The sequence below is a fragment of the Pseudomonas sp. PDM20 genome (genome assembly GCF_014852575.3).
Lineage (GTDB): Bacteria > Pseudomonadota > Gammaproteobacteria > Pseudomonadales > Pseudomonadaceae > Pseudomonas.
Genome location: NZ_CM181224.1, coordinates 3,187,781 through 3,212,970, shown reverse-complemented (window position 1 = coordinate 3,212,970; position 25,190 = coordinate 3,187,781). Strand labels below are relative to the sequence as shown.

At 66.6% G+C, this 25,190-nt stretch carries 21 protein-coding genes; 11 read left to right on the top strand and 10 right to left on the bottom strand.

Features of this window, described 5'->3' with window-relative positions; all coding sequences use genetic code 11:
• The first annotated feature begins 18 nt into the window (after positions 1 to 18).
• The gene (gene fapF / locus IB261_RS14650) at positions 19 to 1,293 is read left to right on the top strand and encodes a fibril amyloid transporter FapF (RefSeq protein ID WP_081519828.1); all 1,275 of its coding nucleotides are present in this window, start codon (positions 19 to 21) and stop codon (positions 1,291 to 1,293) included.
• 303 nt (positions 1,294 to 1,596) lie between these two features.
• Here fapF and IB261_RS14645 read toward each other — a convergent pair whose 3' ends face one another.
• Both IB261_RS14645 and IB261_RS14640 read right to left on the bottom strand, forming a co-directional pair.
• Positions 1,597 to 2,931, bottom strand: coding sequence for a sigma-54 dependent transcriptional regulator (locus tag IB261_RS14645; protein WP_081519827.1), 1,335 nt, complete (start codon positions 2,929 to 2,931; stop codon positions 1,597 to 1,599).
• A gap of 131 nt (positions 2,932 to 3,062) precedes the next feature.
• Positions 3,063 to 4,553: a RimK family ATP-grasp domain-containing protein gene (locus IB261_RS14640; RefSeq protein WP_192223388.1), complete on the bottom strand. Its 1,491-nt coding sequence runs from the start codon at positions 4,551 to 4,553 to the stop codon at positions 3,063 to 3,065.
• Positions 4,554 to 4,695: 142 nt separating this feature from the next.
• Here IB261_RS14640 and IB261_RS14635 point away from each other — a divergent pair, with 142 nt between their 5' ends.
• Positions 4,696 to 5,790, top strand: a complete 1,095-nt coding sequence (locus IB261_RS14635; protein WP_151187037.1) for a GNAT family N-acetyltransferase/peptidase C39 family protein — start codon at positions 4,696 to 4,698, stop codon at positions 5,788 to 5,790.
• A gap of 10 nt (positions 5,791 to 5,800) precedes the next feature.
• Here IB261_RS14635 and IB261_RS14630 read toward each other — a convergent pair whose 3' ends face one another.
• Positions 5,801 to 5,959 (bottom strand): hypothetical protein, encoded by a 159-nt coding sequence (locus tag IB261_RS14630; protein WP_192210671.1) that lies wholly within the window; start codon positions 5,957 to 5,959, stop codon positions 5,801 to 5,803.
• Between the two features lie 160 nt (positions 5,960 to 6,119).
• Between IB261_RS14630 and pedA1 the strand changes: the two genes are divergently transcribed.
• The 7 genes from pedA1 to IB261_RS14595 all read left to right on the top strand — a co-directional run bounded on the left by pedA1 (position 6,120) and on the right by IB261_RS14595 (position 12,196).
• A complete protein-coding gene (pedA1, locus tag IB261_RS14625; protein ID WP_192223386.1) occupies positions 6,120 to 7,322 on the top strand; it encodes a lanthanide ABC transporter ABC transporter substrate-binding protein PedA1 in 1,203 nt (400 codons plus the stop codon).
• Positions 7,323 to 7,348: 26 nt separating this feature from the next.
• Positions 7,349 to 8,317 (top strand): YVTN family beta-propeller repeat protein, encoded by a 969-nt coding sequence (locus tag IB261_RS14620; protein ID WP_192382404.1) that lies wholly within the window; start codon positions 7,349 to 7,351, stop codon positions 8,315 to 8,317.
• A complete protein-coding gene (gene pedB / locus IB261_RS14615; protein ID WP_192382402.1) occupies positions 8,314 to 9,075 on the top strand; it encodes a lanthanide ABC transporter ATP-binding protein PedB/LutE in 762 nt (253 codons plus the stop codon). The genes IB261_RS14620 and pedB overlap by 4 nt, the downstream gene beginning before the upstream one ends.
• The gene (pedC, locus tag IB261_RS14610) at positions 9,072 to 9,890 is read left to right on the top strand and encodes a lanthanide ABC transporter permease protein PedC (protein ID WP_192382400.1); all 819 of its coding nucleotides are present in this window, start codon (positions 9,072 to 9,074) and stop codon (positions 9,888 to 9,890) included. Before pedB ends, pedC begins: the two co-directional genes overlap by 4 nt.
• Before the next feature lie 105 nt (positions 9,891 to 9,995).
• Positions 9,996 to 10,571: a PQQ-dependent catabolism-associated CXXCW motif protein gene (locus IB261_RS14605; protein WP_192382399.1), complete on the top strand. Its 576-nt coding sequence runs from the start codon at positions 9,996 to 9,998 to the stop codon at positions 10,569 to 10,571.
• 42 nt (positions 10,572 to 10,613) lie between these two features.
• Positions 10,614 to 11,279, top strand: a complete 666-nt coding sequence (agmR, locus tag IB261_RS14600; protein WP_024764454.1) for a response regulator AgmR — start codon at positions 10,614 to 10,616, stop codon at positions 11,277 to 11,279.
• A gap of 56 nt (positions 11,280 to 11,335) precedes the next feature.
• Complete coding sequence (locus tag IB261_RS14595) at positions 11,336 to 12,196, top strand: EamA family transporter (protein WP_192382397.1); 861 nt, start codon at positions 11,336 to 11,338, stop codon at positions 12,194 to 12,196.
• Positions 12,197 to 12,443: 247 nt separating this feature from the next.
• On the opposite strand, the gene nahK is transcribed toward IB261_RS14595, so the two are convergent.
• The 5 genes from nahK to pqqF all read right to left on the bottom strand — a co-directional run bounded on the left by nahK (position 12,444) and on the right by pqqF (position 20,598).
• Complete coding sequence (gene nahK / locus IB261_RS14590) at positions 12,444 to 15,071, bottom strand: hybrid sensor histidine kinase/response regulator NahK/ErcS' (protein WP_192382395.1); 2,628 nt, start codon at positions 15,069 to 15,071, stop codon at positions 12,444 to 12,446.
• Positions 15,001 to 16,158, bottom strand: coding sequence for a nitric oxide-sensing protein NosP (nosP, locus tag IB261_RS14585; RefSeq protein WP_081519817.1), 1,158 nt, complete (start codon positions 16,156 to 16,158; stop codon positions 15,001 to 15,003). The genes nahK and nosP overlap by 71 nt, the downstream gene beginning before the upstream one ends.
• A gap of 180 nt (positions 16,159 to 16,338) precedes the next feature.
• Positions 16,339 to 16,731: a hypothetical protein gene (locus IB261_RS14580; RefSeq protein WP_192223382.1), complete on the bottom strand. Its 393-nt coding sequence runs from the start codon at positions 16,729 to 16,731 to the stop codon at positions 16,339 to 16,341.
• An 83-nt stretch (positions 16,732 to 16,814) separates the two neighbouring features.
• Positions 16,815 to 18,017, bottom strand: a complete 1,203-nt coding sequence (locus tag IB261_RS14575) for a porin (RefSeq protein ID WP_081519815.1) — start codon at positions 18,015 to 18,017, stop codon at positions 16,815 to 16,817.
• Between the two features lie 289 nt (positions 18,018 to 18,306).
• Positions 18,307 to 20,598 carry a pyrroloquinoline quinone biosynthesis protein PqqF gene (gene pqqF / locus IB261_RS14570; RefSeq protein WP_192382393.1) on the bottom strand — a complete coding sequence of 764 codons (2,292 nt, stop codon included), beginning with the start codon at positions 20,596 to 20,598 and terminating at the stop codon, positions 18,307 to 18,309.
• Between the two features lie 165 nt (positions 20,599 to 20,763).
• Here pqqF and IB261_RS14565 point away from each other — a divergent pair, with 165 nt between their 5' ends.
• Positions 20,764 to 21,291 (top strand): cysteine hydrolase family protein, encoded by a 528-nt coding sequence (locus IB261_RS14565; protein WP_192382391.1) that lies wholly within the window; start codon positions 20,764 to 20,766, stop codon positions 21,289 to 21,291.
• 19 nt (positions 21,292 to 21,310) lie between these two features.
• Complete coding sequence (locus tag IB261_RS14560; RefSeq protein WP_151187027.1) at positions 21,311 to 22,231, top strand: LysR family transcriptional regulator; 921 nt, start codon at positions 21,311 to 21,313, stop codon at positions 22,229 to 22,231.
• A 72-nt stretch (positions 22,232 to 22,303) separates the two neighbouring features.
• On the opposite strand, the gene IB261_RS14555 is transcribed toward IB261_RS14560, so the two are convergent.
• Entirely contained in the window at positions 22,304 to 23,743 is a 1,440-nt protein-coding gene (locus tag IB261_RS14555) for a short-chain fatty acid transporter (protein ID WP_192382389.1), read from the bottom strand.
• A gap of 251 nt (positions 23,744 to 23,994) precedes the next feature.
• Positions 23,995 to 25,176, bottom strand: coding sequence for an acetyl-CoA C-acetyltransferase (locus IB261_RS14550; protein ID WP_081519811.1), 1,182 nt, complete (start codon positions 25,174 to 25,176; stop codon positions 23,995 to 23,997).
• Positions 25,177 to 25,190 lie beyond the last annotated feature (14 nt).

Here is a 25,190-nt window from a genome sequence, read left to right as displayed (position 1 = left end):
TAAGAAGGACAGCGCGCCATGCACCGATCGCTAACGCTAGGAACTGCAATCTGTGTATCCGCATTACTCCCCTCGACCTTCGCCGCCGCCGCGACGGAAGCCGAGGTGGAGACGTTGAAGCAGGAGCTCCTCGAACTCAAGCAGCGCTACGAGGCCCAGCAGAAGGCCCTGATGGTGCTGGAGCAGCGGGTCAGGCAGGTCGAGGAGGCTCCGGCCACGCCCGCCCAGCCCAAGCGCCTGGTCACCTCCACCGGCAAGCCGACACCGCCCGGAACCGGCAACACCGTTGCCTCCAGCGGCAGTTCCTACGGCGAGTCGCTCAAGGACGACGCCAGTCCGCCCAAGAGCGTGGAGAACCTCTACGACGAAGCCAGCGGCTTCTTCGGCAACGGCGCGTTCAGCTTCGAGACGGGCATCACCTACACCCACTACGACGCCAAGCAGCTGATCCTCAACGGTTTCCTGGCGCTGGATACGATCTTCCTGGGCAACATCGGCGTGGACAACATCAACGCCGACAACTGGACCCTGGACCTCACCGGCCGCTACAACTGGAACAACCGCTGGCAGTTCGACATAAACGCCCCCGTGGTTTACCGCGAGAGCACCTTCGAATCGTCCGGCGCCGGCAACTCCACGGCGCAGTCCACTGACGAGAAGGTCACCCGCGACCCGACCCTGGGTGACGTCAACGTCGGCATCGCCTACAAGTTCATGGACGAAACCGAATCGCGCCCCGACGCGGTGGTCAGCCTGAGGATCAAGGCCCCCACCGGCAAGGAACCCTACGGCATCAAGCTCAAGCGCGCCTCGGACAACGACAACCTCAACGTGCCCGAGTCCCTGCCTACCGGCAACGGTGTCTGGTCGGTCACCCCCGGCATTTCGCTGGTCAAGACCGTCGACCCGGCCGTGCTGTTCGGCAGCTTCTCCTACACCTACAACTTCGAAGAGTCCTTCGATGACATCAGCCCCACCCAGGGCGTGAAGCAGAAGGGCAAGGTCGACCTCGGCGACTGGTTCCAGATCGGTGCGGGCGTTGCCTTCGCCCTCAACGAGAAGACCAGCATGTCGTTCTCCTTCTCCGACCTGATCGCCCAGAAGAGCAAGATCAAGGCCGACGGCGGCGACTGGACCACCGTCACCGGTAGCGACGCCAACGCGGCGTACTTCAACTGGGGCCTGACCTACGCGTGGAGCCCCAACCTGACCATCGTGCCGAACCTGTCCATCGGCATCTCGCCGGATGCGCCGGATTTCAGCTTCAGCGTGAAATTCCCGTATTACTTCTGACGGCTCGGCTGTCCAACCGCAAAGGCCCCTGTTCGGGGCCTTTGTCATTCCTGCCACCGCAGGCGTTGACCGCGCCTGCCTTCTGATGCCCGCGATCCGCCTGCGGGGCCGGCGCTTCTTTTGCTCCGCCGTTGCAGACCCCGTGGCTTGGGCTTGATCGATGGGTATCGCTGCGCTCCACGCCATCCTACGTTGATGCGCCATTGTGATATCGGTGTGAGCGGAAATGCCTACAGATGCCGGCACGAAGCCAACCTGAAGGAGCGCCCCTCGGAGCTCCTTCAGTACTACGGCCACCCCGCCCTAGCGCAACTGATGCTTGTGCAACAAGCGATAGAAAGTCGGCCGCGAGATGCCCAGCATCCGCGCCGCCACGCTGAGGTTGTCACCGTGCCGGGCCAGCGCATCGCACATGGCCTGACGCTCGGCGCCAAGCTTGTACTCCTCCAGGGTCACCAGCGGCAGATGCGCCGAGCGCCCCTTCTCCCGCTCCAGGCCCAGGTCGCGGGCCTCGATCTGTCGCCCTTCGGCCAGCACCAGGCCGCGCCGCACCCGGTTGGCCAGCTCGCGCACGTTGCCCGGCCAGCTGTGCTCGGCCATCGCCGCCAGCGCATCGTCCGAGAAGCGCCGCGGACGGCGACCAGTCTCGACGCTGTAAAGGTGGGCGAAGTGATTGGCCAGCAGCGCCAGGTCGCCATTGCGCTCGCGCAGCGGCGAAGTGGACACCTGCAGGACATTGAGCCGGTAGTAGAGATCCTCGCGGAACAACCCGGCGCGGATCGCCTGTTCCAGGTCGACGTGGGTCGCCGCCAGCACCCGCACATCGACATCGATCGGCTGGCTGCCGCCGACACGCTCGATCTGCTTCTCCTGCAGCACCCGCAGCAGGTTGGCCTGCAACTCCAGCGGCAGGTCGCCCACCTCGTCGAGGAACAGCGTGCCGCCGTTGGCCTGTTCGAAGCGCCCGATCTTGCGCTGGTGCGCCCCGGTGAACGCGCCCTTCTCGTGGCCGAACAGCTCGGACTGGATCAGCGCCTCGGGCATCGCCCCGCAGTTGATCGCCACGAACGGCCGGACTGCCCGCCGCGACTGGCGGTGCAACGTGCGCGCCACCAGCTCCTTGCCGGTGCCGCTCTCGCCGCGGATCAACACGGGAGACTCGGTCGGCGCGAACTTCGCCAGCAGCTTGCGCAACTCGCGCACATCGCGACTCTCACCCAGCAGCTCGTGCTCGTGCTCGTCGCTGTGTACGCTGCCGCGCCCGCGCAGACGGGCCATGCCGAAGGCGCGGCCGAGGGTGACCTGCACCCGCGCCACATCGAAGGGCAAGGTATGGAAATCGAAGAACCACTCACTGACGAAATCGCCGACTTCATTGAGCGGCAAAGTGTCCGGGCTGAGCACGGCTATCCACTCCGTGCCGCTGCGGCTGATGAGTTCCTTGACGGACTCCCGGCGTTCGAGATGCCGGGGTTGAAGGCGCAGCAGGCCGACGTCACAACCGCGATTGCCGGCATTATCCAGCTCGCAGCTGTCGACTTCCCACCCTGCTGCCCGGAGTCCGGGTAAAAGCCTGCGGCAGTCGTCGCACGGATCGACCACCAGCAGGCGACGAAGATTCGTGGCTGCCTCGAGCATGCTCCCTTCCTTGGCGCCATTATTTTGAAAAACTTTAAAAAACAGTCGGTTGGCGCTCCAATTTGTAACGCTAGCAATATCTTGACGCAGCCCATTGACCGTTTTCCTATAAGGTCAATGCCGAATCGATCTCACCACCCGCGACCGCGCCGCTTGACTTCCAGCCGCCGCACGAACTCCTCGAGCACCAGCTTGTAGAGATCGTCCCCCAGGTAGACGTCCTCTACCCCACAGTCGATGTTCGGGTTGTCGTTCACCTCGATGACCACCACCCGGTCCCCCGCCTGCTTCAAATCCACGCCGTAGAGCCCGTCGCCGATCAGGTTGGCGGTTTTCACCGCCAGTTCCACGACCTTGCGCGGCGCCTCATGGACCGCCATCGTGCGGAAATCACCGCTCACTTCCTGGGCGTCCGGGCTGTGGTCGTAGATCTGCCAGTGCCCCTTGGACATGAAGTACTGGCAGGCGAATATGGGTTTCTGGTTCAAGACGCCGATCCGCCAGTCATATTCGGTATAGAAAAACTCCTGGGCGAGCAGCAGCACCGAGCGCTCGAACAGTTCCGCACTGGCCTTGAGCAGCTCCTCCTGGTTGGCCACCTTGATCACGCCGCGGGAGAAGCTGCCGTCGGGAATCTTCAGCACCAGCGGGAAGCCCAGGCGTTCGCCGACCTTCTCCAGTTCCTGCGGGTTGTCCTTGTAGAGGATTTCGGTGGCCGGCATGCCCAGCTTGTGGCTGCGCAACAGGTCGGCGAGGTAAACCTTGTTGGTGCAGCGCAGGATCGACACCGGATCGTCCATCACCACCATGCCCTCGCTCTCGGCCTTCTTGGCGAAGCGGTAGGTGTGGTCGCTGACGCTGGTGGTCTCGCGGATCAGCAGGGCGTCGTACTCCGCCAGGCGCGAGTAGTCCTTCTTTTCGATCAGTTCGACGTCGATGCCCAGGCTGCGGCCGATGCGGATGAAGTTCTTCAGCGCCTTGCGGTCAGACGGGGGGAAGGCTTCTACCGGATCATGCAGGATCGCCAGGTCGTAGCGGTACTGCTTGCGCGAACGCGGCTTGCGCCAGATCTGCCGGCTGAAGCCGTCCAGCGCGTTGGCGAACTGTTCCTCCTGGTCCTCGCGCAGCTTGTGGATGTTCCCCGGCTTCACGCCCTCGATATGCCAGCCCCGGTTCTTGCGGAACTCCACCAGCAGCATCGGGCACGGCAGCGCCTCGAACAGCTGGCGCGCCAGGTCCTGCAGCGGCTCGATGTCGGTGCGACCGAAGTACAGCGTCAGGGTGAAGCCATCGGTGCTGCCGTAGGGGTGGTCGGCCAGCGCCTTGTCGAGGGTCTTCTCCAGGTCTTCCAGCGCCAGGCTGTAGAGCGATTTCTTCGCCAGCTCGCTGATGCTGCGCACCGACGGGATCACCTTGTGCCCGCGCGCTTCGGCCAGCAGCGAGCAGTAATAGCCGTGGCCCAGGTACTTGTAGTTGCGGCACAGGTTGATTACCTGCACGCGCTTGCCGTTGTCGTCGTCGATGGGCATCTCCAGGTACTCCTGGGCGCTGACCACGTCTTCGCTGGGATAGTAGGAGGCCCAGTCTTCCTTGCGTTCCACGATGATGAACAGCTTGCTCACGACACCTCCGAAGCTGGCTGGCGCGCTTGCCGCGCCCTGCCCCTGGGACAATACTGGTTGAGCTTCGACCGCACGACGCAACGCCCGTTCGCAGCCAGCACCGAACAAGGTGCGCCCTCACCGATTAACGAATGCTTACCCTATGAAACTCCAGTTCCGCGCCGCTTCAGCCGACGACCTGCAAGCCCTGGTCGAGATGGAAAACCGCTGTTTCGAACACGACCGCCTGTCCCGCCGCAACTTCCAGTGGATGATCACCCGCGCCCACGCCAGCCTGACCGTCGCCGAATCCGAAGGCCAGTTGCTGGGATACGCTCTGGTGCTGTTCCACCAGGGCACCTCGCTGGCGCGCCTGTATTCCATTGCCGTGGACGAACGCGCCCGCGGCATCGGCCTGGGCCAGAAGCTGCTGGACCGCGCCGAGGCCGAGGCGCTGGAGAACGACTGCGCCTACCTGCGCCTGGAAGTGCGCCCCGACAACCGTGGCGCCATCGCCCTCTACGAGCGCAACGGCTACCGCCCGTTCGCCACGGTGCGCGACTACTACGAAGACCATAGCGAAGCCCTGCGCTTCGAGAAGCGCATCCGCCACATCAACGAGCGCACCCACCGCCACGTGCCTTACTACCGGCAGACCACCGAGTTCACCTGCGGCCCCTCGGCGCTGCTGATGGCCATGGGCGCACTGGAGCCCAAGCGCCGCCTGGAGCGCCGCGAGGAGCTGCGCCTGTGGCGCGAGGCGACCACCATCTACATGACCGCCGGCCACGGCGGCTGCAGCCCGCAAGGGCTGGCGCTGGCGGCGCTGCGCCGGGGCTTCCGCGTGCGCCTGTTGCTGTCGGAAGACGGCCCGCTGTTCCTCGATGGCGTGCGCAGCGAAGAAAAGCGCGAGGTAATGCGCCTGGTCCATGAGGACTTCAGCGCCGAGCTGGCGCAAAGCGACGTCGAGCAACTGCTGGTCAGCCAGCTGGATATAGAGGGCGCGCTGGAGGCCGGCGGCCAGCCGCTGGTGCTGATCAGCAGCTACCGGCTGACCCGCTCCAAGGCGCCGCACTGGGTGGTGGTCACCGACTGTGACGAGGACTTCATCTACCTGCACGACCCCGATGTCGACCACAGCCAGCACCGCGAACCGCTGGACTGCCAGCACATCCCGGTGAGCCACGCGGAGTTCGAGCAGATGAGCCGCTTCGGCCGCAGCAAGCTACGCGCGGCGGTGATCCTCTACAAGCGCTGAAGGCGGAGACCTAGGGCGCGCCGCGACAGGTCGTGACGCAACCCACCGGGGCCATGGGCGCACGCAGTTCCGCCGCCGGCAGGTAGCCGTTGCGGGTGTAGAGGAAGTCGAAGCCGAACAGGCTGAGCATCAGCAGGATCGGCAGGACGAGAGTGACGGCGATACGCATGGCGACGCTCCTCTTCTGGTTCTTGTAGCGCCATCCTAGGACGCGGGCGCGGCGCGCAACCTACTACCTTGGTACTGCCCCAACCGGTACTTTCTGCATATTTTCTGCACCCCTGACGCTTCCTATGCTGGCCGCACAAGAACCAGAAAGGAGTCGTCCCATGCGCCAGTTCGTCCTGCACGGCGTGGCCTATCTGCTGGCTGTTGCGTGCGCCGCTGCCTTCGGTCTCGACGCCCGCGCCGAAGAAGCTCCCGCGCTGGAAGTCCGCATCGGCTACCTGGGCTACACACCCGACCCCGGCCCGCTGCTGTCCAACGTCATCCCGGAACCTACCGACGCAGGCCTGCGCGGCGCGGAGCTGGCAATCACCGACAGCAACAGCACCGGGCGCTTCCTCAAGCACCGCTACAGCCTGCAAGCCGCCAGCACCGACACCCCGGAAAAACTGCTCACCGAGGCCAAGCGTCTGCACGATGCCGGCTTGCGCCTGTTCGTGGTCAACGCTCCCGCCGACACCCTGCGCCAACTGGCCGCCGCGCTGCCGGACAGCCTGCTGTTCAACGCCGGCGCCGCCGATGACGAGCTGCGCGCCAGCCAGTGCGCGGTGAACGTGCTGCACACCCTGCCCAGCCGGTTGATGCTGACCGATGCCCTCACCCAGTTCCTGGTGCTGCGCAAGTGGACGCGCTGGCTGCTGATCGTCGGCCAACGTCCGGAAGACGCCTTGTACGCCACCGCCCTGCGCCGTTCGGCCAAGCGCTTCGGCGCGAAGATCGTCGAGGAAAAGCCCTTCACCTTCGACAACGACCAGCGTCGCAGCGCCCAGGCCGACATGGCCCTGTTCACTCAGTCCAGCGAGGACTACGACGCCGTGCTGGTGGCCGACGAGCACGGCGACTTCGGCGAATACGTGCCCTACAACACCTGGCTGCCGCGCCCGGTGGCAGGTACCCAGGGGCTGGTCGCCACCGGCTGGCACAAGACCGTGGAAACCTACGGCGCCGCGCAGTTGCAGAAGCGGTTCGAGGAACATGCCGGACGCTGGATGAACGATCGCGACTTCGCCGCCTGGATCGCCGTGCGCAGCATCGCCAGCGCCGTGACACGGCTGCGGGACGCCGACCCGATGGCGATCCGCAAGCTGTCGCTGTCCCCCGACCTGCCGCTGGACGGCTTCAAGGGCTACAAGCTCGGCTTCCGCCCCTGGGACGGCCAGCTGCGCCAGCCCATCCCGCTGGTGCAGCCGCGCGCGCTGGTCAGCACCTCGCCGCAGGAAGGCTTCCTGCACCCCGCCAGCGAACTCGACAGCCTCGGCCTCGATGCACCGGAAAGCCAGTGCCGCCTCGCCGAAGTCAATCCATAAGAAGAACTCCCATGAGGACCCTGCCCATGCCCCGCCTGCTTGCCCTCTCCTGCCTGAGCTTCGCCCTCGGACTGGTGCCGCCGGCCTTCGCCGTCACCGCCTACGTGTCCAACGAGAAGGACAACAACCTGAGCGTCATCGACCTGGACAGCATGAGCGTCACCGGCACCATCGACACCGGCAAGCGCCCACGCGGGTTGGCGCTGTCCCACGACAACAAGCTGCTGTACATCTGCGCGAGCGACTCGGACACCGTGCAGGTGCTCGATCTCGCCACCCGCAAGATCATCAGGCAGCTGCCCTCGGGCGCCGACCCCGAGCAGTTCGCCCTGCACCCCAATGACCGCTGGCTGTACGTCTCCAACGAGGACGATGCACTGGTCACGGTGGTCGACACCCAGACCGCCCAGGTGCTCGGGCAGATCGACGTCGGCGTCGAGCCCGAGGGCATGGCGGTGAGCCCGGACGGCCAGTGGGCGGTCAACACCAGCGAAACCACCAACATGCTGCACTGGATCGACACTTCGACCCAGAAGCTGGTGGACAGCACCCTGGTGGACCAGCGCCCGCGCCACGCCGAGTTCACCCACGACGGCTCGCAGGTCTGGGTCTCGGCGGAAATCGGTGGCACCGTCAGCGTGGTCGACACCGCCAGCCGCAAGATTCTCAAGACCCTGCGCTTCGCCATCCAGGGAGTACACCCCGACAAGGTGCAGCCGGTAGGCGTGCAACTGACCAGCGACGGCAAGCTGGCCTTCGTCGCCCTCGGCCCGGCCAACCATGTGGCGGTAGTGGATGCGAAGACTTTCGAGGTACTCGACTACCTGCTGGTGGGCCGCCGTGTCTGGCACCTCGCGTTCACCCCGGACGAGAAGACCCTGCTCGCCACCAATGGTGTCAGCGGCGACGTGTCGGTGATCGATGTCGCCTCGCGCAAGGTCACCAAATCGATCAAGGTCGGCCGCTACCCGTGGGGCGTGGTGGTGACGCCATGAACGCAGCCAGTATGAGTGCACCTGCCACGAATGCGCTGGCGGTCCGCGATCTCGGCTTCTCCTACGGTCCACGCCGTGCCCTCGACGGCCTGGAGTTCGAGCTGCCCGCAGGGCGCTTCACCGCCCTGCTCGGCCCCAACGGCGCCGGCAAGTCCACTCTGGTCGCCCTGCTCACCCGCCTCTACGACCTGCAGCAGGGCGAGATCGACGTGCTCGGCTGCAGCCTGCGCCGCCAGCCGCGCCTGGCCCTGCGGAAGCTGGGCGTGGTGTTCCAGCAGAGCACCCTGGACCTGGACCTGAGCGTGGAGCAGAACCTGCGCTACCACGCAGCCCTGCACGGCCTGCCACGCAGCGTGGCGAACGAGCGGATCGACGCCGAACTGGCCCGCCAGCAGTTGCTCGAGCGCCGCCGCGACAAGGTCCGTGCGCTCAATGGCGGGCACCGCCGCCGGGTGGAGATCGCCCGCGCCCTGCTGCATCGCCCGCGCCTGCTGCTGCTCGACGAAGCCAGCGTCGGCCTCGACCCGGCAGCACGCCAGGCGCTCAACAACCATGTGCGCCGGCTGTGCCGCGAGGACGGTCTGGCGGTGCTCTGGACCACCCACCTGCTGGATGAAGTGCGTGACGAGGATGCGCTGTTGGTGCTCGACCGCGGGCGCCTGGTCGCCCGTGGCGAGGCGCGGGACATCTGCGCACCGGACGCCGGCAACCTGGAGCGCACCTTCGACCGCCTGACCCGCCTGGAGGCCTGCGCATGAGCGCCCTGGAAAACCCGCGCTTCGGCCCCGCCGCCTACTGGCAGTGCCTGTGCGGCATCGTCATGCGCGAATGGCTGCGCTTCGTCCTGCAGCGCTCGCGCTTCCTCAGCGCGCTGGTGCGGCCGCTGCTCTGGCTGCTGGTGTTCGCCGCCGGTTTCCGCGCCGCGCTGGGCATCTCGATCATCGAGCCGTACGACACCTACGTCACCTACGAGACCTACATAGTGCCGGGGCTGTGCTGCATGATCCTGCTGTTCAACGGCATGCAGGGCTCGCTGTCGATGGTCTACGACCGCGAGATGGGCAGCATGCGCGTGCTGCTGACCAGCCCGCTGCCGCGCGCCTTCCTGCTCGCAAGCAAGCTGCTGGCCACCGCGCTGGTGTCATTGCTGCAGGTCTATGCCTTCCTGCTGATTGCCTGGCTGTATGGCGTACAGCCGCCGCCCATGGGGCTGGTGGCGGCGCTACCGTCGCTGCTGCTGGCAGCCCTGCTGCTGGGCGCGCTGGGCTTGCTGCTGTCCAACGGCATCCGCCAGCTGGAGAACTTCGCCGGGGTGATGAATTTCGTCATCTTCCCGCTGTTCTTCCTCTCTTCCGCGCTCTACCCGCTGTGGAAGATGCGCGAGGCCAGCCAGTGGCTGTACTGGCTGTGCGCGCTGAACCCGTTCAGCCACGCGGTGGAGCTGGTGCGCTTTGCCCTCTACGAGCGCTTCAACCTGCTGGCGGCGGGCGTCTGCCTGGGGCTGACGCTGCTCTTCGCCGGGCTTGCTGTGCTGACCTTCAACCCGCAGCACGCTGCCCTGCGCAAGGGGTGAAACCTACTACTTTGGTACCGGTTCGCCCCTCCGGACGTCGAATTTCCAAAGCTGCAGCGCCGGCATCTAATGGCCAGTACAAGAAGAACGAACAGAGATACCGCCATGCCTCGCCTTGCTCCTGCCCTGCCCGGCCACATGAGCGGCGGCCTCGCCGCGTGCCTGCTCAGCCTGACCCTCGCGCTGCCGACCGCGCAGGCCGAGGACGCGCCGCTGTTTTCCGCCGACGGCTACCGACAGGCCCAGTACCGCAGCCCGACTCCGCCCTCCGCCGACCACGCCACCACCCTCGACACCCCTGCCCTGCAGACGCTGCTCAAGCGCGAGCCGCAGACCCGGCTGGTGGACGTCTACCGCCGTACCTTCCTCAACGGCCAGTTCGTCGATGACGAAAAGCACCGCAACCTGCCCGGCAGCCTGTGGCTGGCCAACGTCGGCACCGGCACCCTGGAACCGCAGTGGCAAGCCTACCTGGAGCAGAATCTCGCCCGCCTCACCGACGGCGATGCCAGGCGCCCGCTGGTGTTCTACTGCCGTTCCGACTGCTGGATGAGCTGGAATGCCATCCGCCGCGCACATGCGCTGGGCTATGCCAGCCTCTACTGGTACCGTGATGGAATCGATGCCTGGGAACAGGCAGGACTGCCCCTGCAGGATGCGCAACCGCAACCCCTGAAGTAACTTGCGATCACCGCCCATAACGACAACAACGAGGTGCAGGCCATGTACAAGATCCTGATCGCCGACGATCACCCGCTGTTCCGCGAAGCCATCCACAACGTCATCGCCGACGGCTTCCCCGGCAGCGAAGTAATGGAAACCGCCGACCTCGACAGCGCCCTGGGCCTGACCCAGGAACACGACGATCTCGACCTGATCCTGCTCGACCTGAACATGCCCGGCATGCATGGCCTCAACGGCCTCATGAGCCTGCGCAACGAGGCGCCGACCATCCCGGTGGTGATCGTCTCCGCCGAGCAGGACAAGCAGGTCGTGCTGCAGGCCATCACCTACGGCGCCGTGGGCTTCATCACCAAGTCGTCGCCGCGCGTACAGATGACCGAGGCCATCGAGCAGATTCTCAACGGCAACGTCTACCTGCCGTCGGACATCATCCGCACGCAGAAATCCTCGCCGCGCCGCAGTGGCCAGGAAGACCACAGCATCCCGCCGGAACTGCTGCAGGCGCTGACCCGCAAGCAGCTGCTGGTGCTGGAGCGGATGACCAAGGGCGAATCCAACAAGCAGATCGCCTACAACCTGGAGATCGCCGAAACCACGGTGAAGGCCCACGTCTCCGCCATCCTGCGCAAGCTGAAGGTACACAACCGCGTGCAGGCCATCCTCTGCGCGGGCGATATCGACTTCGCCGCCTACCTGCGTCGCTGAAACGAGGCGCCGCTGATTCATAACGTGCCGTTGCGACCGCTACCGGGAACCACTCGATGCCCTCCACCCGCACCCTGAGCCTCACCGGCCTGGCGATGATCGCCTTCGCCGGCAACTCCATCCTCTGCCGACTGGCCCTCAAGGCCACCAGCATCGACGCGGTGAGCTTCACCGGCATCCGCATCTTCTCGGGCGCGCTGATGCTTGCTCTGCTGCTGAAACTGCGCCATCGCGCCGCCAGCGACGGCGGCAACTGGCGCGCGGCGGCGGCGCTGTTCGTCTACGCCGCGGCTTTCTCCTACGCCTATGTGCAACTGGATGCCGGCACCGGCGCGCTGCTGCTGTTCGGCGCGGTGCAGGTGACCATGATCCTGGTCGGCCTGTTGCGTGGTGAAAGCCTGCGCGGGCAGGCGCTGGCGGGTTTCCTGCTGGCCCTCGGCGGCCTGCTGGCCCAGTTTCTGCCCAGCGCCAGCGCGCCGCCGCTGGCGGGTGCGCTGCTGATGTTGCTGTCCGGCGTGGCCTGGGGGCTGTACTCGCTGCTCGGGCGCAAGGGCAGCGATCCGCTGGCGATCACGACGGGCAACTTCGTGCGCGCCATTAGCTTTGCGGCGGTGCTGGCGGTGTTCTTCCACGCCGATCTGCGGGTGGATACGCTGGGCGTCGTTTACGCCGTGCTGTCCGGCGCGGTGGCCTCGGGGATCGGCTATGCCATCTGGTACAGCGCGCTGCCGGGCCTGTCGGCCATCCAGGGCGCTTCGGTGCAACTGAGCGTGCCGATTCTCGCGGCACTCTCCGGCGCCGCGCTGCTGGGCGAGGCGATCAGCCTGCGGCTGGCGCTGGTGTCGCTGGCGGTGCTGGGCGGGATCGCCCTGATCCTGCTGGCCAAGGTACGAGCCCCCGTCGCCCAGCGCGCCTGATCCGCAGGGCGTACAACCGTTCGCGGTTGTACGCTGCTTCATCTCTGCTCGCCGCGCGCCCAGCTTGATACCGGAACACGATGAAACCACGGCCAAACGGCGGATAACGTCGAACGTTTTCCACCCTACGGAGGCATCCGGGAGCGCACCAGTAGGATGGTGTGGGGCGCAGCGATACCCATCCTGCGCAGAGTTCATCCTGAACGCGGGGTGATGGGCTCGATGCGAAACAACACGCGAGGCCTGTTCAGCGAGCGCTATCGATCAAATGGCACAGCGCCGTCTTCAGCTTCATCGGCCGCACCGGCTTGTGCATCAGCGTGTGCCCCAGCTCGCGGACCTGCTGTTTCAGCTCGTTGCTGTAGTTGGCGGTGATCATCAGCGCCGGTAGCGGCGTGCCGCGGCGTGCGTTGATCGAGGCCACCGCGTCGACCCCGTTCAACCCATCGTCGAGGTGGTAATCGACGATCAGCAGGTCCGACTCGGCGTGGAAGTTGTCCACCTGCCGCGCCAGGTCCTCCTCTGACAGCGCCGTCACCACCCGGCAGCCCCAGGTTTCCAGCAGCGTGCGCATGCCGGCGCAGATCGAGGCGTCGTTATCCAGCACCCACACGCGGGAGCCGCGCAAGCGCTCTACCAGGTCGTCAGCGGTGCGCTCCGGTTCCGGCGCGCTGCGGGCCACGCGGCGCGCCAGCGGGATTTCGATGGCGAAGCGCGAGCCCTTGCCGGGCACCGATTCCACGTAGATGCGATGGCCAAGCATGCGCGCGATCTTCTCGACGATGGCCAGGCCCAGACCCAGCCCGCGGTCCTGGTGGAAACGCTGCACATCGCCGCGCTTGAACTCCTGGAATATCTCGCCGAGCTTGTCGGCAGCGATGCCCACGCCGGTGTCCCAGACCTCGATCCACAGGCTGTGCCGGCGCCGCCGGCAGCCCAGCAGCACGCGACCCGAAGGCGTGTAGCGGATGGCATTGGTCAGCAGGTTGCGCAGGATTCGCGCCAGCAGCTGGATATCGCTGCGCACCTGCGCGCCACAGGGTACGAAGTCCAGCGCCAGGCCTTCGCTGGCGGCCACCTGGCGGTACTCGGCGGCGAGGTTGCCGAGCAGCTCGCTGACATCGAATGAGGCGATATCCGGCTTGATCACCCCGGCATCCAGCTTGGAGATGTCCACCAGGGTGCCGAGCAGCGTCTCCACGTCCTCCAGCGACTGGCTGATGTTGCGCACCAGCACTTCGCCGCTGCGCTCCTGCAGCGCACTGGTGAACAGCCGCGCGGCGTTCAGCGGTTGCAGCAGGTCGTGGCTGACGGCGGCGAGGAACTTGGTCTTCGACAGGTTCGCTTGCTCCGCCTCACGCTTGGCTTCTCGCAGGCGTCCTTCGACCTGGCTGCGCTCGTCGATCTCGCGCTTGAGCTGGTCATTCAGGCTGGTCAGCTCAGCCGTGCGTTCGCGTACCCGCTGCTCCAGGTTCTGGTAGGCCTGGTGCAGCGCCTCCGCGGTGCGGCGGCGCTCGGTGATGTCGCGGATCAGCACGAACAGGCCAGTCACGGTGCCGTCGGCCTGGCGGTTGGGCACGTAGGAGCGCTGCATGTAGCGTTCCTGCCCGGCGAGGTTGGTTTCGGCGATCTCGAAGGTGACGCTCTCGCCCGACAGCGCGCGCTCGAAGTACGGTTCCAGGCGCTGGCAGTGCTCGGCGCTGTGTACCTCGCGCAGGTTGCGCCCGAGCATCGAGCCGCTGGGCCAGCGGTACCATTCCTCGTAGACCTTGTTGGTGAAGTCGTAATCCAGATCGGCGGTGAGGTAGGCGATCAGCGCCGGGACCTGGTCGGTGATCAGGCGAATCCAGCGTTCGCTTTCACGCAGCGCCTCGGCGTGGCGGTAGCGCTCGGTGATGTCGGTGAAGGTGTTGACGAACCCCCCGGTGGGCAGCGCGTGGGTGCGGATTTCCAGCATGCGTCCGTCGAACAGGCGCTGCTCGATCACCCCTTCCACCTCGCCCTTGCGCGGCCGGCTGCGCGGCGTCAGCAGCGGCAGCTCGCTGTCGGCCATGACCTCGGCGAAGGGCCGGTGCGCCTCGATCGGCGCCAGCCCGCAAAGCTCCAGGAAGCGCCGGTTCCACAACTCCAGTGCGCCATCGGCGCCGACCATGGCCACGCCCTGGGACAGGTTGTCGACGGCGCGTTGCAGCAAATGCGACTTCTGCGCCACCGCCTGTTCGCGGCGGGCCATCTCGTTCTGCTTGATCTCGGTGATATCGCTGTAGAGCACCACCAGCCCGCCGTCGCGGGTCGGTCGCTCGGTGACCCGCACCCAGCGGTCGTTGCGCAGGCGATAAAGGGTGTGCTCGTCATCGCTGCTGCGTTGCTCCTCGACGATCAGCCCGCTGCTCTGCGCCAGCCGGCGCACCTCGGCGAGCCGCGTTCCCGCGCCAACGCGGGCGCGGGTCTGCGCCCAGAAGGCCCGGAACCTTTCGTTATAGAGGACGATGCGCTGCTGCGGGTCGAACAGCACGAAGGCATCGGAGATGCTCTCGATGGCATCGAGCAGGTACTGGTGCGCAGTCTCGGCGCGCAGGCGGGCGTCGCTGAGCAGCTGGTTGCTGGACTTCAGCTCGACCATCGCCTCGCTCAGCGCATCGGTGCGCTCGCGAACCTGCTCGGCCAGCACGACCGAGTGCTGGAAGGCGCCATAGGCGTTGTCGCCGCGCGAGGTGGCCGATTCGACGCGCTCGATCAGTGCCGCATTGATCCGCTGCAGCTTGTGGTTGTCGCGCTCCAGCTCGGCGATGCGCGCGCGCAGCTCAGCGTCCGGCGTTGCCCCGAGGACGGCCAATGGCGACACCGGTGAAGGTCTGGTTGATATGCATGCCATTGAATTGTTCCCCGTAGGTGTTGAAGCCGATCACCTGCTGGCTGCGCAGAAACTCGGCGGTGGGCTCGGTATCGCCAGCCACCTCCAGCTCGAGCCGGCGCAGGAAACAGTCGCAGCCGATGGTCAGCAGCGGCGGGCCGAGGCGCTCATGCAGACGCTGGAACTGCGCCTGCAGCCCGGGCAGCAGCGGGCCGGTGCTCATGGCGGTGAGGACGATGCCGTTCTCCACCGCGCAGTAGAAGGTCAGGCTGAGGTCGTCGTTGACCTGCTGGATCGAGCGCACGTAGTACTGCTCGCGTACCCGCACCGCCAGCGGATGCGCGGGGAACAGCGAGAAATCCAGCTGCTCCAGCGGCACCCCGACCAGCCGGGCGAATTCCAGCGCGGCCGGCTCGGCGTTGAGCTCCAGCACGCGGCGGCTGTCGCTGTCGGCGCGGGTGACCACCAGTTTCTCCTCGCTAGGCAGCACGTGGTGGGTGGTGAACACCTCGAAGTCCAGCCAGGTGTTGAACAGCACCACCACCGCCGCGCCGGTGTGGAACTGGCCCTGGTAATAGACGTGGGTGTGGGTCAGGTGGTTGTCGTCGCCGGCCGAGCCGCCGAAATGCGGAATGGCGCCCAGCGCAGCACTGAGCGCGGCCAGCACCACTTCCTCACGGCTGGACAGGCCGTCGAGCAGGGTCAGGGCGAAGCTGTGGTCCTTGATCGGCGCCAGCCCGGCGCTGCGGCAGTCCGCCACCAGCGACTCGACCATCTGCTGCGCGTCGATCAGGCTGAAGCGCTCCATCTCGTCCACCAGCGCGCAGGAGATGGCGAAGCTGCGCAAATCGAAGCCCACGGCGGTGACGCAGCCACGGCCATAGCCCTGCGGGGTGATCTCCCCGGCGGTGGTGCAGCCGGCCAGGTCGATGCCGCCGAAGTACTGCTCCAGCGCGGCGGCCAGCGCCGGCAGGTCGTATTCGGCGGAACAGAAGAACAGCACGAAGCCGAGGTTGGGGTGGATCAGTTGGCGCGCCAGGTCCTGGGCAACCGCCTCGACGTCGCGGGCGCTGGACATGCCGCGAACGACTCCTTGTGTTTCGTGCATGGCGTACGCCCAGTCAGGATATCGACGTTGGCATTCTACGAAGCAGCCGGAGCGCGCCCCATGCTACTTGGGTCGTGGCGGGGCTATCCGAAAGTAGCGGGATATTTGTAGGAGCGGGCCATGCCCGCGACCGCGCCCGTGGGGCGCCCCTACAGGTCGATGCCGTCAGTTCGTAGGGCGTCAGGCAGTCGGCCAGAACAGCAACGTCAACAACAGCATTCCGGCATAGAAGCCCGTCTCCAGCGTCTCCGTCCACGGCTGAATCCTGCGCAGCGCGCCATAGACGTGCACCACCAGCATTAACCCCGCCACCGCCGCCAGAACCTCGAAGGTAGTCACCAGCGCCTCCCCGGTCAGCGCGGCACGCAGCATCAGCCCTTCGACGATAAGAATGAACGCCCCCAGGCAACGCCCGAAATACACCGCCAGATCGGTGTGCTCCGGTAACTGCCACTGCATCACCCGCGCCCACAACAGCGGCACCAGGAAGATGGGCAAGGCGAACACCAGGGTCGTGGCGACGGACAGAACCAGCAAGTAACTCTGCGCGTGCGCGCTCCACATTCCGATCATCACGAACCTTCCTTGAGAGCAAGAAAAAAGGCGGGCGACACGCAGTGCCGACCCGCCGAAATGGAGCCAAAGGAGTTGGGGGATTACCAGTTGAGGACGGCGCCCACCGCGAAGGTGTCGGTGTCTTCGCTGACGGTGGAGCCCTTGCGGCCGTCGATCTCGTAGACGTTGTACTCGGCCACCAGCTTCAGGTTGTCATTGATGGTGCGGAAGTAGGCGATGCCCTGGGTGGAGTAATCCGCCGCGCTGCCCAGGCCGTTGCCGTCGTCGCGGGTCTCGCCGGTGGACAGCGCCACACGGTTCTTGCCCCAGCTGTAGGAGCCCTGCAACAGCACGCCGCGGCTGTCCACTTCACGCAGCGCGGCTTCACCCGCGTTGTTGGTGAAGAACGGGTTGATGCCCTTGGCGGTAAAGCCCGACCCCGTGAGCGAGAAGCCGCCCATCTTCGCCTGGATGCCATAGCCCAGGCCCTTCGAGGTCACGCTGTCGACTTCGTCATTGGTGTTCTTCGAGGTCTGGTAGGCGCCGTTGACCCAGCTGTAGATCTTCGCCCCGCCGACGTCGAACTGATAGCTGATCTCGCTCTCGTAGCGCGGATTGTCCTGGTAGGCCTTGTCGTCGAGGCCGTCGCTGGCGTCCTTGTCGATCTGGTTGGTGTCGATCGGGTCCATGATGCCCACCGCGATGTGCAGGCCTTCCACCAGGTTGTTGTTGCGGTAGGTGATCTGCGAGGTCGGGAACGGGTACGGGTAGCCGGTGCCGATGTTGCCGAAGGACACGCCCTTGCCATCCACCAGGCCGAGGGTATCGCTGGCGTTGCCGAAGCCGGCGAGCAGTTCGTCGAGGAAGATGTTGGAACGCGAGAACAGGCCGAAGTCCTTGCCGATCAGCACCTCGCCCCAGTCGCCGGCGACATTGCCGTAGAACTGGCGGACATCGATGGCAGTGTCGGTGCCGTCCTGCTCGCTGTCGTTGATGGTCACCCAGAACGAGGAGCGCCCGGTGAGGGTCAGGCCGTCGATCTTCTTGCCGAAGTTGAAGCCGATGTAGTTGGGCAGGAAGCCCATCTTCACCCGCGACTGGCGGCGGTCGTAGGTTTCGCCGTTGCGGTCGACGTCGCTGTTCACATAGAAGGCGTTGAAGTAGCCGTCGGTGGAAAAGGTCGTGTCGTCCTTGTCGTACAGCATGATGTCGGCGCTGGCCCCGCTCGACACTGAAGACAGGGCCAGGGTGGACAATGCCAGCGGCAGCAGCTGGCGGCGGACGGCGATCTTGTTCTTGTTCATGGCGCTCTCCGGGTGGGGGATCGACTGCGGCTCAGTCGTGTCGGAGGCGATTATCGAAACGCTCTCGGCCTTGCCATACGCTGCTTTGGCGCCGGTTCCACGGGCCTTGCAGGCGTCCTGCGGGAGCACTGCGCAAGGCTCTGCGACCACCGCTACCTCGGGCGCGCGGCGATGGTCGCGGGTAGTCGCGACCGCCGGCCAGCTACCTTGGACCAGCCCACCGGACGTAAGGCAAAAGTCGGGCGCGGCACCGCCTTGCGGACGGCACCCCGGATCGAAAGCAGGAGGATCAGGCGTGGCTGAGCAGCAGCCAGTGACCGCCCTGGGCGGAGCTGAGCGCTGAATGCGCGGCGCGCAGCTCGGTGGCGCAGAGGTTGCCGAGCGCCTGGACCATGGCCTCGCGGTGCGACGGCCCGACACCGGCCAACTGGTCGCTCCAGTCCTGCTGCAGGCGCTCGCTGAAGTCGCCCGGCGCGCGCGCCAGTTCGGCGGCCAGCGGAGCACGCAGGCTGTCGACACGCTGCGGATCGATCCGCAGCAGGGCTTCGCCCTGGCGGTAGAGGAAGCTGTCGACCTCGGCCTGCAGCTCAACTGCCGACAGCAGCGGCGACTGCACGGCAAAGAGGATGCCGCGGCGCATGCCCACCTGGCGGAAACCGCAGTACAGCGCATACGCCAGTTGCCGCTCACCGCGCAGCCAGTGGAAGAAGGCTGGCTCCAGCACCCGGGCCAGCAAGCGCCACGCGGCTTCGTCCGCCGCCGAGCGCGACGCCAACGGGCAGAACAGCAACAGCGCCGCCTCGCCCGGCAGCCCCAGCACCTGGCGATGCCGACCGGCCGGGCCGCTGCGCGGCGGCAGCGCGCTGGTGGTCGAGTAGCCGGCCAGGGTGTCCGGCAGCTCGATGCCGCGGGTCAGGTCATCCCAATGGGCGGCGGACCAGTCCGGCGAAGCTTCGCTGTCTCCGGCCAGGGTCTGTGGCAGCAGATCGAGCAACTGGCGGATCGGCATTTCCCCTTCGCGGCGACGGCGTTCGGCAGCGTGCAGGCGCGCACCCTGCCCCAGCACAGCCGCAGCGGGATGCTGAAGCGCGTGGATCGCGCACTCTGCCAGCTCGGCAAGGTGGTTCTTCGCCCCCGACAGCATCAGTGTCCAGTCACTTTCCATGGCCTCCAGGCGCAGGCTGGCGCCCTCGTGCCGCGCTGCGCCAGCCAGCGGACGCAGTGCCTGGCGGGCGCAAAGGAATGCCGGCCGGCTTGGCGGCTGCGGGAAGCGCCAGCGCAGGTAAAGGGCAGCGGGCTCGGCCTGCTTGGCCGCTTGCGTCGGCGTGAAGGACCACGGCTCGCCCCGCAGCGGTTCGACACTGCGCTGCGGACTGCGGGCGATATCGAGGGTGAAGCCGGCCGAGGTCAGCGATCCGCCGATCACCGACTCGCAGGTCAGCAGGCGGATCATCCGCGGTGTTACCAGTTGGCCGAGCCATGCCGAGGGATTGGCGCTCCCCGCGCGGCGCTGGAGCTGTTCCAGGGCGCCGGCGGGCTCATCGACAGGAGCGGCGGCGAGGATATCCGCCGGCAATTTGCGCAGCGCCTCCAGCCAGGAGAGGAAGGCCGATTCGACGAGATCGGCGGTGGCGGCGTCGGCGAGTTCGAAATCGAAACGCAACAACGCCTGGCCGCCGGCGAAACGACTCAGGCGCGCACGGGCGCTATCGGCCAGTCCGTTCTGCCCCAGGCAGGCCAGCAGCGATCCGGGCGCCTCGTCGGCCAGCCAGCCCTGCAACTGCTCCAGCAACGCACCATCCTCACCCGCCACGCTCTCCAGGGCAAACGTCAGCACCAGTCGTGGCGCACCGGGCAGGCGCAGCTTCAGCTCCTGACCGGCCAGTGGCAGGAGGGACTCGGCACTGGCGGATTCGACCAGCGCGCCGGACGGGAATACGGCGGCTTCGCGCTCGACCAATGCCGCCAGCTCCTCCAGCGATTGCGGGCCCTGCAGCCAGAGTTCCAGCGCCCCGCCCACCTGACAGGAGCGGATGAAGTCACGCAGCGCCTTCTGGAACTCGGCGTTTTCCACCTTGAGGCTGTCGCGGCGACCGGCCACGAAGCGCTCCAACGGGTGCTGCGGCGCCACCGCCAACGCCAGGGCGGCGTCGATCAGGGTATCGGGATCGCGGCCGCGGGCGAGAAATTCAGCTTCCAGCACTTCGCGTTCGGCGACCTGCACGGATTCGTCCAGCAGCGGCCGCGCCAGCATGTCCACCAGCCGCGCCAACCCGTCCCCCAGATCGGCGGCCGGTACCTCGAAGAAGTAGTCCGTCTGCCGGGCCCGGGTGCTGGCATTGAGCCGCCCGCCACGGGCCTGCACCCAGGGCATCAGGCGCTCGCCCTCGACGAAGCGCTCGCCACAGAGAAACAGCAGGTGCTCGATGAAGTGCGCGAGGCCGGGGAAGGCTTCCGGCTCGTCGTGGCTGCCACGGGCGATCCGCAACAGCGCGGCGGCGCGGCTGGCGCCGGGAGCCTGGATGACGGTGGCGCGCAGGCCGTTGGTGAGGGTCAGGGTCTTGGCGGGAAGGCTGTTCATCGGCATCCGGTCCGGTTGATGGCCGTCACCATCGCCGAAGGCGCGGCAAAGGGAAATACGGCTTTGGCAGCAAACGCTTGCCGGCATTGGCCCACGCCATCAGGCGGGCTACCATTCCCGACTCCACTCGACCTTCGCCATTCTCTTGAAAGGAATACGCTCGCCATGAGCACCGCCCTGCTGATCATCGACGTCCAGTCCGACCTGTGTACCGGCGACTGCGCCTGTTTCGACATCGACAATGTGCTGCAGCGCATCAATGGTCTGAGTCGAGCGGCGCGTGGGGCCGGCGTGCCGGTGGTGCTGGTGCAGCACGAGGACGATGACCTGCAGTATGGCAGCGCCGGCTGGCAGCTGGAATCGCGACTGCTCACCGCCCCTGCGGACCTCCAGGTGCGCAAGACCACCCCGGACTCCTTCCTGCGCACCGAGCTCGCCGACCTGCTGCAAGCGCGCGGCATCGATCACCTGGTGGTCTGCGGCCTGCAGAGCGACTACTGCGTCGACACCACCACCCGCCGCGCCCTGGCGCAGGGCTACGCCGTGACGCTGGTGGGCGATGCCCACTCCACCGTCGACAATGCCGTGCTCAGCGCCGCGCAGATCACTGCACACCACAACGCAGTGCTGGGCAGCATCAGCAGCTTCGGCAAGCGCGCACGGGTCCTCCCTGCCGCCGACGTGCAGTTCTGAGGCACATGAGGAGATCGCCATGAACTTCGACTGGAACGACATCCCGATCCTCCTCGCCCTCGCCCGCCACGGCAGCATGAGCGCCGCCGGCCGCGCGCTGGGCGTCGACCCCTCGACCATGAGCCGGCGCCTGGTGGCGGCGGAAAGCGCGCTGCAGACCCGCCTGTTCATCCGCGACAACGCGGGCTACAAGGCCACTGATGCCGGCACGGCCTTTCTCGGCTATGCCGAACGCATCCTCGGTGACGTGCAGAGCATGCTGCTGGAGACGCGCAACGAGGCCAGCGCCATCAGCGGTTCGGTGCGCATCACCGCGGTGGACTTCCTCTTCAGCCACTGGCTGGTGCAGCACATGCCGCAACTGGCGCGCACCTACCCCAACCTGCAACTGCAGCTGATCCCGGCGAACCGCGCACTCTCCTTCACCCGCCGCGAGGCCGACTTCGCCCTGCGCCTGGCGCGCCCGGCCGAGGACGCCGCGCTGGTGATGCGCAAGGTCGCCGACATCGGTTTCGCCATCTACGCCGCCACGCCCTTCGCCCAGGTGCCGCCTGAACAATGGCCGCAGCAGCCCTGGCTGGGCTACGGCGAAGACCTCGATGACACCCCGGAGATGTGCTGGCTGCGGCGCTTCGTCCCGGATGCCAACTTCGCCCTGCGCGCGAGCAGTGTGACCACGCTGATCCACGCCTGCGAAAGCGGCCTGGGCATGGCGTTGCTGCCGTGCTTCCTCGGCGAGCGCGAAGGCCTGGTACGCCTCTCCGGCGCGGTGGTCGTGCGGGAAATCTGGCTGCTCGCTCACCGCGACGCCGGCCGCATCGGTCGCTTCCAGGCGGTCAGCGACTGGCTGCGCGAAGTGTTCGACCAGGACGCCGCGCAGCTCAGCGGCGAGCACCTGGACGTGCGTGCGCTCGGCGCCGTGGAAGTCAGCCGGGGCTGATCGCTTCCCGAAGAAAAAAGCCCGGATGTCTCGCGACATCCGGGCTTTTTGCCATCGGGGCCGAATGCGTGGTTACGGCTGGACCGGCGGCAGGTACTGCAGGGTGGTGCCCAGTGCCCAGAGCAGGAACAGCACCAGGGGCACGTGGACGAGCAACTGGACGAAGCTGAAGCCGATCAGGTCGCGGGCTTTCAGGCCCAGCACGCCGAGCAGCGGCAGCATGTAGAACGGGTTGATCAGGTTCGGCAGCGCTTCGGCGGCGTTGTAGATCTGCACCGCCCAGCCCAGGTGGTACTGCAGCTCGTTGGCTACCTGCATCACATAAGGCGCCTCGATGATCCACTTGCCACCGCCGGACGGGATGAAGAAGCCCAGCACCGCCGAGTACACACCCATCAGCAGCGCATAGGTGTCGTGGGAAGCGATCTGCACGAAGAAGGTGGAGATGTGGTGGGCGATGGTGGAGCCGTCGCCGCCCTTCACAGTGGTCAGGATCGCCGCGATGGAACCGTACAGCGGGAACTGGATCAGTACCCCGGTAGTGGTCGGCACCGCGCGGGCCACGGCATCGAGGAAGTTGCGCGGACGCCAGTGCAGCAGCGCGCCAACCATGAGGAACAGCAGGTTGTAGGTGTTCAGCCCGGAGATCGCGGTGATCGCCGGCTTCGTGCTGAATTCATGGACCAGCCAGCCGGCGGCCAGGGTTACCAGCATCAGGATCAGCAGCGGGCTGTGCTCCAGCCATTCGCCCGGCCGGGTCGCCTTCGGCGCACTCGGCGGAGTGAAACTGACGTCCACGCCGCAGGCCTTGGCGTCACGGGCGCTGGCCGCGCCGGGTGCGGTCATGTAGGCGATGACCAGCGACACCAGCACCAGGGCCAGCAGCATCACGCCGGACTGCCAGAGGAAGATGGTCTCGGTGAACGGAATGACGCCGGTGATCGCCAGGATCGACGGCGGCAGGCTCGCCGGGTTGGCCTGCAGCTGCGCGGCGGAGGACGACAGACCCAGCGCCCACACGGCGCCCAGGCCCAGGTAGGCGGCAGCGCCGGCGGCGCGGTAGTCCATCTTCAAGTCTTCGCGACGCGCCAGGGCGCGCACCAGCAGGCCGCCGAACACCAGGGACAGGCCCCAGTTGAGCAGCGAAGCGACCATGGAAATGACCGCGACCCAGGCGACTGCCGAGCGGCCGTTCTTCGGCACGCGGGCGAACAGGTCGATGAGTTTGGACGCCGGGCCGGAGCTGGCGACCACGTAGCCGCCGATCACCACGAAGGCCATCTGCATGGTGAAGGGGATCAGGCTCCAGAAGCCGTCACCGAAGGCCTTGGCGGTTTCGGTGGCCGGTGCGCCGATGGCCAGTGCGGCCACGCTGACGATCAGCACCGCGAGCGCGGCGAAGACCCAGGAGTCGGGGAACCAGCGCTCGGCCCAGTTGGAACAGGCCATGGCGAAGCGCGCCGAGCGGCTGTCCTGAACGGCTGTGCCGGGGGTTTGGGCGTGGGAATTCATAATGGTCTACCTCGTTGTTCTTGTAATGGCTCATCGTCGAACGGGGCTTGTGGCAATACCCGTCCTGGAATGAAAAACCGCCCGGCCTGCGTGGGGCCGAGCGGTGACGCAAGGGTTTGCCGGCGCCGGGGGACGCCGAAAACCGCGGCAGGATGTTCGTCTGTCGGTGTGCCCACCCACCATCCTGCCTACCGGTACGACATGGATACATGCCGCCCGGCGCTCGCCAATCAATCGTTGGTCGGATGACCTCAGTCGCGCACGAGTGCCATGGCGACGCCCTGACCACCGCCGATGCACAGGGTCGCCAGACCCTTCTTCGCGTCGCGGCGGAGCATTTCGTGGAGCAGCGTCACCAGCACACGGGCGCCCGAGGCGCCGATGGGGTGGCCAAGGGCGACGGCGCCGCCATTGACGTTGACCTTCTCGGCGTTCCAACCCAGCTCCTTGCCGACCGACAGGGCCTGCGCGGCGAAGGCTTCGTTGGCCTCGATCAGCTCGACGTCATCGAGGCTCCAGCCGGCTTTTTCCAGGCAACTGCGGGTCGCGGTCACCGGGGCGATGCCCATGATCGACGGGTCGACGCCGCTGCTCGCATAGGCTTGGATGCGCGCCAGAACCGGGAGGTTCAGACTGCGTGCGCGCTCGGCGCTCATCAGCAGCACGGCGGCGGCGCCATCGTTGAGGGTGGAGGCGTTGCCGGCGGTGACGGTGCCGTCCTTCTTGAAGGCAGGCTTGAGCTTGCCCAGGGATTCGGCGGTAGTGCCCGCGCGCGGCTGCTCATCGGTGTCGAAGGACAGCGGCTCGCCCTTGCGCTGGGGAATCAGCACCGGGGTGATCTCGTCCTTGAAGCGGCCGGCCTCGATGGCCGAGGCGGCTTTGAGCTGGGACTGCGCGGCAAAGGCGTCCTGCGCCTCGCGGCTGATACCGAACTTTTCGGCCAGGTTCTCGGCGGTGATGCCCATGTGGTAGTCGTTGAAGGCGTCGATCAGGCCGTCGCGCAGCAGGGTGTCCTGCAGCTCGGCGTGGCCCATGCGCAGGCCGGTACGGGCCTTGGGCAGCACGTAGGGCGCGAGGCTCATGCTCTCCTGGCCGCCGGCAATGATGGCGTCGGCGTCGCCGCAACGGATCGCCTGGACGCCGAGGAACAGCGCCTTCAGGCCCGAGCCACAAAGTTTGTTGATGGTCATCGAGGGCACTTCAACCGGCAGGCCGGCGCCTATGGCGGCCTGCCGCGCGGGGTTCTGCCCGGCGCCGGCGGTGAGCACCTGGCCGAGGATGACTTCGTCGATCTGGTCAGGCTTCACGCCGCTGCGTTCGAGCAGCGAGCGGATGACCAGGCTGCCCAGTTCATGGGCGGGAATGTTCGCCAGGCTGCCCTGGAAGGCGCCGATGGCGGTGCGGGTGGCGGCGACAATAACTACGTCTTGCATCTGGGAACTCCGAA

Excerpts from the sequence above, each read along its gene's own strand:
- IB261_RS14595 (WP_192382397.1), top strand. The coding sequence starts at position 11,336 with ATGCCCTCCACCCGCACCCTGAGCCTCACCGGCCTGGCGATGATCGCC.
- IB261_RS14630 (WP_192210671.1), bottom strand. The coding sequence starts at position 5,959 with ATGCGTATCGCCGTCACTCTCGTCCTGCCGATCCTGCTGATGCTCAGC.
- IB261_RS14605 (WP_192382399.1), top strand. The coding sequence starts at position 9,996 with ATGCCTCGCCTTGCTCCTGCCCTGCCCGGCCACATGAGCGGCGGCCTC.
- nahK (WP_192382395.1), bottom strand. The coding sequence starts at position 15,071 with ATGGCATGCATATCAACCAGACCTTCACCGGTGTCGCCATTGGCCGTC.
- pedA1 (WP_192223386.1), top strand. The coding sequence starts at position 6,120 with ATGCGCCAGTTCGTCCTGCACGGCGTGGCCTATCTGCTGGCTGTTGCG.
- pedC (WP_192382400.1), top strand. The coding sequence starts at position 9,072 with ATGAGCGCCCTGGAAAACCCGCGCTTCGGCCCCGCCGCCTACTGGCAG.
- IB261_RS14555 (WP_192382389.1), bottom strand. The coding sequence starts at position 23,743 with ATGAATTCCCACGCCCAAACCCCCGGCACAGCCGTTCAGGACAGCCGC.
- fapF (WP_081519828.1), top strand. The coding sequence starts at position 19 with ATGCACCGATCGCTAACGCTAGGAACTGCAATCTGTGTATCCGCATTA.
- agmR (WP_024764454.1), top strand. The coding sequence starts at position 10,614 with ATGTACAAGATCCTGATCGCCGACGATCACCCGCTGTTCCGCGAAGCC.
- IB261_RS14565 (WP_192382391.1), top strand. The coding sequence starts at position 20,764 with ATGAGCACCGCCCTGCTGATCATCGACGTCCAGTCCGACCTGTGTACC.
- pedB (WP_192382402.1), top strand. The coding sequence starts at position 8,314 with ATGAACGCAGCCAGTATGAGTGCACCTGCCACGAATGCGCTGGCGGTC.
- nosP (WP_081519817.1), bottom strand. The coding sequence starts at position 16,158 with ATGCACGAAACACAAGGAGTCGTTCGCGGCATGTCCAGCGCCCGCGAC.
- IB261_RS14620 (WP_192382404.1), top strand. The coding sequence starts at position 7,349 with ATGCCCCGCCTGCTTGCCCTCTCCTGCCTGAGCTTCGCCCTCGGACTG.
- pqqF (WP_192382393.1), bottom strand. The coding sequence starts at position 20,598 with ATGAACAGCCTTCCCGCCAAGACCCTGACCCTCACCAACGGCCTGCGC.
- IB261_RS14575 (WP_081519815.1), bottom strand. The coding sequence starts at position 18,017 with ATGAACAAGAACAAGATCGCCGTCCGCCGCCAGCTGCTGCCGCTGGCA.
- IB261_RS14550 (WP_081519811.1), bottom strand. The coding sequence starts at position 25,176 with ATGCAAGACGTAGTTATTGTCGCCGCCACCCGCACCGCCATCGGCGCC.
- IB261_RS14560 (WP_151187027.1), top strand. The coding sequence starts at position 21,311 with ATGAACTTCGACTGGAACGACATCCCGATCCTCCTCGCCCTCGCCCGC.
- IB261_RS14645 (WP_081519827.1), bottom strand. The coding sequence starts at position 2,931 with ATGCTCGAGGCAGCCACGAATCTTCGTCGCCTGCTGGTGGTCGATCCG.
- IB261_RS14580 (WP_192223382.1), bottom strand. The coding sequence starts at position 16,731 with ATGATCGGAATGTGGAGCGCGCACGCGCAGAGTTACTTGCTGGTTCTG.
- IB261_RS14635 (WP_151187037.1), top strand. The coding sequence starts at position 4,696 with ATGAAACTCCAGTTCCGCGCCGCTTCAGCCGACGACCTGCAAGCCCTG.